Origin of the sequence: Fortiea sp. LEGE XX443 (genome assembly GCF_015206815.1) — a bacterium.
GTDB lineage: Bacteria > Cyanobacteriota > Cyanobacteriia > Cyanobacteriales > Nostocaceae > Nostoc_B.
Map to the genome: position 1 here is coordinate 1 of NZ_JADEXZ010000138.1, position 5607 is coordinate 5607.

At 40.2% G+C, this 5607-nt stretch carries 5 protein-coding genes; 1 reads left to right on the forward strand and 4 read right to left on the reverse strand.

Annotation, left to right across the window (positions count from 1 at the left end; all coding sequences use genetic code 11):
- Positions 1 to 93: 93 nt before the first annotated feature.
- Positions 94 to 2733 carry a TM0106 family RecB-like putative nuclease gene (locus IQ259_RS26585; protein WP_193888975.1) on the reverse strand — a complete coding sequence of 880 codons (2640 nt, stop codon included), beginning with the start codon at positions 2731 to 2733 and terminating at the stop codon, positions 94 to 96.
- Between the two features lie 354 nt (positions 2734 to 3087).
- Between IQ259_RS26585 and IQ259_RS26590 the strand changes: the two genes are divergently transcribed.
- Positions 3088 to 3939, forward strand: coding sequence for a HEAT repeat domain-containing protein (locus tag IQ259_RS26590; protein ID WP_193888976.1), 852 nt, complete (start codon positions 3088 to 3090; stop codon positions 3937 to 3939).
- Positions 3940 to 4032: 93 nt separating this feature from the next.
- Here IQ259_RS26590 and IQ259_RS26595 read toward each other — a convergent pair whose 3' ends face one another.
- The 3 genes from IQ259_RS26595 to IQ259_RS26605 form a co-directional block, all read right to left on the reverse strand.
- Positions 4033 to 4617, reverse strand: a complete 585-nt coding sequence (locus IQ259_RS26595; protein ID WP_193888977.1) for a YdeI family protein — start codon at positions 4615 to 4617, stop codon at positions 4033 to 4035.
- A gap of 259 nt (positions 4618 to 4876) precedes the next feature.
- A complete protein-coding gene (rpsU, locus tag IQ259_RS26600) occupies positions 4877 to 5065 on the reverse strand; it encodes a 30S ribosomal protein S21 (RefSeq protein ID WP_193888978.1) in 189 nt (62 codons plus the stop codon).
- Between the two features lie 114 nt (positions 5066 to 5179).
- Positions 5180 to 5545, reverse strand: coding sequence for an RNA-binding protein (locus tag IQ259_RS26605; protein WP_193888979.1), 366 nt, complete (start codon positions 5543 to 5545; stop codon positions 5180 to 5182).
- Positions 5546 to 5607 lie beyond the last annotated feature (62 nt).

Genomic DNA, 5607 nt, shown 5'->3' on the forward strand with positions numbered 1-5607 from the left:
GTTGAGTGCAGACATTTATCTTGCATATATTTGGGAGGAAAGAGCAGTTGCCGACGGCAACTGCTCTTTCCCCCTTCAGAATGATTATCATTTTTATGGCTTGTATATCTTATTCTCTGGAAGTCCCTTAATCGCATTTTCTGCATTGTTGTTGTTCCAGGGAACGCCATCATATTCTAGAAATGTAAAAAGCCTATCACCATACTTTTCAATTCGCTTCTGGTATTTCTTTGAAATATCGGATGAGAAAACTGTAGTTTTAGCGTATTCAACAAATTTGCTCACTGAATGTTTATACTTGTTTAAGTGTCTTTGCTTCAATCCATACCTGTCAACCGTCTGGACAATATCACGCAGCAGGTTAGCAAACTGCTGGCTCAAATCTTTGAATTCTTCGTTAAACGGGTTATTCAACAAGTCCTCATTCATGTCTCGAATTAAGTGAATGAGACATTTCTGCTGTGGGCAGCTAAGAGAGTCGTAACCTGAGAAGAAGTCGGAAATTAAGACCCCTCGAAAATCACTGAGTAAATCTTTCAAGAACTGTGCTTCTCTGGATTCCCGGTACATGAAATAGACGCTATCCATGCTCGCAAAAACCCATACATAACCCTTGCCTCCTACCAGCTGAACTTCCGTCTCGTCAATGTGAAGAATTGGTTTTTGAAGAATGCTCGCTAGAATCTTTTCAGCTAATGGGGCGAGGTAGTCAGCAACATATGCTTTAAAGCGGTAAATGGATGGTCGTGAAATATCGAGATTGAAAACGTCGGACAAAACCCGAAGTACTCTGAGTACATTTTGCCCACCAATTATGTTGTTATATACACACCAAGACATCAATCCATGACCATATTTCGTTCTACCGTCTGGAATACCATCTGGTACAAAGGTCTTGTTGCACTTTGCACATTGGTATTGCCATGATAAAAACTCAGTGACCCACTTTTTAACTCCACCCTCGAAAAATCGCAGATCGATAACCTGTCTTTTAATTTCATGTTTTTGTGTAATTTTCTTACTTTTGCAAAACTTACAAGTATTAGCACTTATTTTAATTAGCTTGTTGGGTTTTATCTTGTGATGTTTAAGTGTCTTTGCTCTGCGATTAATCTGTTTCAAATCTCTGTTTGTACGTACAAAGACTTTTTCCCTCTGATAATCAAAATAGGCGCACTTATTTACGAAATTTAATTCGGGGAAGACGAATTCAATTTTTTTGAACTGATGTGTTCGGCCAGTTGGAGATTGCATTTGGGTTGTGTGAACAATCTTTGTTCCAGCTTCATCATTACCTTGGAGGGATGTTTCTGTTGACAAAGCTGAAGCAATAAAGTCGGCCACTCGCTTCAGGGCCAAACAGTCGTCATAGTTGTACTGAATCAATCGCTGCTTTAACTCAAGACAGTGAGTACTGTCCCAGTTTTCGCGCCATACAATGCTTTGAAGTCCACCAGCCTCCCTGTCGCTCCACTCGAATCCCAAAAACGCGGCGATTTCTTTGAGACTATTTGACCAAGTAGGGAAATAGATGTGTGAATGGATGCTTGACAGCAGATTGAATGTTCGTTTCTGGATCTCGTCGAGTCTACTTTGGTATTCGTCAGGCATCTGAGACTGCATCTGTTTTAAGGCTGCATTCTCGTAGCTACCAAAATGAAAAAGTACATAATTGTCGCAATGTTGCAATGCTTGGATAAATTGAGCATATATTTGTTGCTGTTGTTCTTTACTGTCCGCCCAGAAGTAGTGATACTGTTGTGATCCATTCTCATCAATAAGCAGCCCAATCAAGTAATTAAAGTCCCTTTCAGGTACACCCTCAATATCGAAATATACGTGCGTTTTCGCACTGGCTATCTCAGGATTGCCGTGGATATATAAATTTTTTTCACGCAAAGCTAATGCTTGGAGAGGATAACTATGCGGCAGTGTGGCTGACTTAGCTTTTTTGGGTCGCCGCCTGGCGCGAAAGGTGTATGAAAGCTGCGTAACGGTAAAAATACCCTTGCGATTATTTCGGGCAATTTCATTTTCACTAATTCCGCGCAGCAAACTGAGGTGATCACTGGCTAGAGCTTCCTCTCTACAGCGTTTTTTGAATTGGCAAACATCGCAATGGCGGTTAAGGTAAAGAGATGGTTTGGTCTGGTTATTTACTTGACTAAGTAAGGAGTCTATTAAAAGCGAAACCTCTTTAAAGTAAGGTTCTAAACGAATTTTAGACTCGGTGAAGTTAGTACCAAATATAATTGTTCCGTTATCAGGCATCTTACCTTGTGCTTTTCCTAACACAAAGGCTCTATATGCAAGGCACAGCTTATGCCTCTTGTTAATATGAGCATTCCGACTAAACAAAATTGGTTCGTAGTGGAATAAACCAAGTGGTGAATCGCCGAAAACCTTTTTAACGCCGTCGATTTGTGATTGGAGATTGTCTTTAGTAACAAAGATTCCGAAAAAAAACTCTTCACCTGTACGTAAATCCAACAGAGATGGAGTCTGGCAGTCTAGAGCGGGGACGGTCTTCTGGTTTGTGTTCAGCCTGTGTTTTGCCTCAATACGAAACTCCTCATCCAGTCTTGATTCAAGAGCTGCATACTCAGTAGTTTGGCTATCAACATCGCTCAAAAGAAGATAAGACTTATAGGTGCAAGAAAGAAAAGCATCGAAGAGTTGGTTTGTGACATACGATTTAGAAGTATGCTCCTGATTTGTTTGAAAAAGTATCATTATTCCTGAAGCAGTTTCAAAAGTATTTCCAATTTAATAGCAGTTCATGAACCTAATTTTCTACTTTTATTTAAATGGATTTACAATCTCTAATTGACAAGCTAGTAATAAGATGATGTACAGAGTTTATTTGGCAAATCAATCCTTATATATGCCATTGGAATGCCATTGATTTACCTTATAAATACCTTTTTGAGAAAATCCTTATCTTTACCCTTTTTCTGCCAGTGAAGTCAGCGAACAGTTCGTATACTAATGTTTTGATGATCAAAAAAAATTCATATAATTTCGCAACCTGTTTAAGGAGTTAAACATTGTGCGCTACTATTATCAAAGTTGACAGGATATGTTGTTATGTCGGCAGCGAGTTATTTATCACCCGTAAATCAATTACTCACTTATGGTGACTGCTGTGATTTTGACTTGCATAACTGGCCTAATTATCTAGTTTTAGGGATTACGAATGAACATATTCCTGAGCTTGTCCGTATGGCGACGGATTCTCAACTATATGAAGCATCAACGGATAGTCCAGAATGTTGGTCGCCCATTCATGCTTGGCGAACACTAGGGCAACTGAGGGCAGAAGCGGCGATTGAACCACTGATTAGCTTATTTTCCAAACGAGATGAAGATGATAACGATGTGTGGGAATGGATTGCTGAGGAACTGCCTATTGTTTTTGGCATGATTGGTTCATCTGCAATTCCAGCATTGACTACTCATCTAACTGACACCTCACGAGGTGTTTTTTCACGAGCCACTGCTGTTAGTAGTCTGACAAATATCGCTCTCAAAGATTCCAATTTTCGTACGCACTGTACCACCATCCTCACTCAACAACTGGAATTTTTTCAAGTACAAGCACCGGAATTTAACAGTTTTATTATTGCTGCGCTCATAGATTTGGAAGCAGTGGAGTCTGCGTCAGTAATGGAGCAAGCCTTTGAAGCTGATTGTGTTGATGAGATGATCACCGGAGACTGGAATTCAGTGCAGATGGAATTGGGCTTAAAAACTGAAGCTCCTGTGTTAAATCAAGCATCAAACTTTGAACCGACTGAAAACTTGGCAGGCTACTACAAAGAATTTCCCTCTGATTCCAGTAGTGGATTTGCGGTGAATCGTACAGCCAATGCCAAACGTCAAGCGAAAAGAAAAATTCAGAAGGTGTCTCGCAAAAAGAACAGGAAAAAGAACAAGTAAGGCTTGCTCCAACAGGTAAGTTGTCTTGAGTTGTGGCCTGCACTAGTTTGACTCCTTTCTCATTACACCAAATCCTAATTATGTGGAATTAACTCATCGGCTCAATGGATTTCTGTTATTTGCTGCTTCGGTTATCGTTTGCTCAATTCTCTTCAACCTAGTCTCTGGACGTTTTGCACTCTCAATCCAAAATAGAATGTTCTTCTTCAATGAATTACTAAATGCTTCAAAATGAAGATGGGCTGAAGGGTTTGCTTCTAAAGCTTGCTTCAAATCTATTGGAATTGTCAACGCTTCAATAGCATCCAAGGAGTTCCACGAGCCATCTTGTTTTGCTACTTGAATTTTTTCTAGACCGGCCTGAGTCATCAAGCCTTGTTCAATTAGCTCTTCAATATATTGCTTATTTAATTTTGACCATACACTTTTAGGTTTTCGAGGGGTGAAAATTTGCTGATAACGGTCTTCATCCAATGATTTGACTTTACTGTCAATCCAACCAAAGCATAAAGCTTCTTTGACTGCTTCACTGTATTTAACGCTTGGTTTACCGCTTTTGACTTTGTAGTAAATCAACCATATACCAGGCGAAGTAAGATGATTGTTTGACAACCACTCACGCCAACAGATGCGAGATATGGCATAAATACTTTCCAATTGATCCTCAAATTTTGGCATTACTATTAGAGTGATTAATCAACAGCCAATTGTACAAACCTTGATGCGATTCTTTATAATACATTCATTTTTCATCTTGTAATCACAGGTGCGACCGCGCAAGAAAGGTTAACAGCATTGGCGACTGTAATCGTTGACAGATAAAGCTTTGAAGCCAGTAAGAATTACTATTGCTTAATTTTTGCTTACTGCTGCTAAATTCCATAGAAAAAACCCTCATAAACACTATGAGGGCATTCGTTAAAATCTATGTCAGTTCTCAAGTGCGGAAACGTCTTTTACCCTGCTTTTGTAAAGCCAGTTTTTTGCGCTTGGATTTTTCAATAGGCGTTTCAAAGTGACGGTGCTTTCTCATGTCTTGAAAAATTCCGGCTTTGGAAACTTCTCGCTTAAATCGGCGCAAGGCTGACTCAAGGTGTTCATTTTCACCCACTACTATTTGGGTCATTATCTCTCCTGCTAAATTAACTTAATCAATTGCTGTTTAAGGGTAACAGTGCAAAAAAAAGACAGACTTCTTGTCTGACTTTAAGACTTGCTTGTCAAATATTTGTTTCAAAGCTTAGTAGCGGTTACGTCCACCGCCGCCACCGTATCCCCCCCGATTACCACCAGAAGAACCTCTGTCTTCTCTGGGCTTGGCTTTGTTAACTTTGAGGGCGCGACCCATCCATTCAGCACCATCAAGGGCTTCAATGGCAGCAGCTTCTTCGGCATCTGTTCCCATTTCTACGAAAGCGAAGCCTCTCGGACGGCCTGTTTCGCGGTCATTCGGTACTTGAACCCGGTTTACCTTACCATATTCAGCAAAAACACCCTTAAGATCGTCTTCTGTAACTTCATAAGAGAGGTTGCCTACATAACCCTGTTGTGTCACTATCGCGGTAGTATAAGGATGTAAAAAGCCCAGAACGAAGACACAGAGCATGGTAGAGCCTCGTCCACCCAAACAAACCGTCAAATTTGTGGATGAATATTGTCTTTGGTATA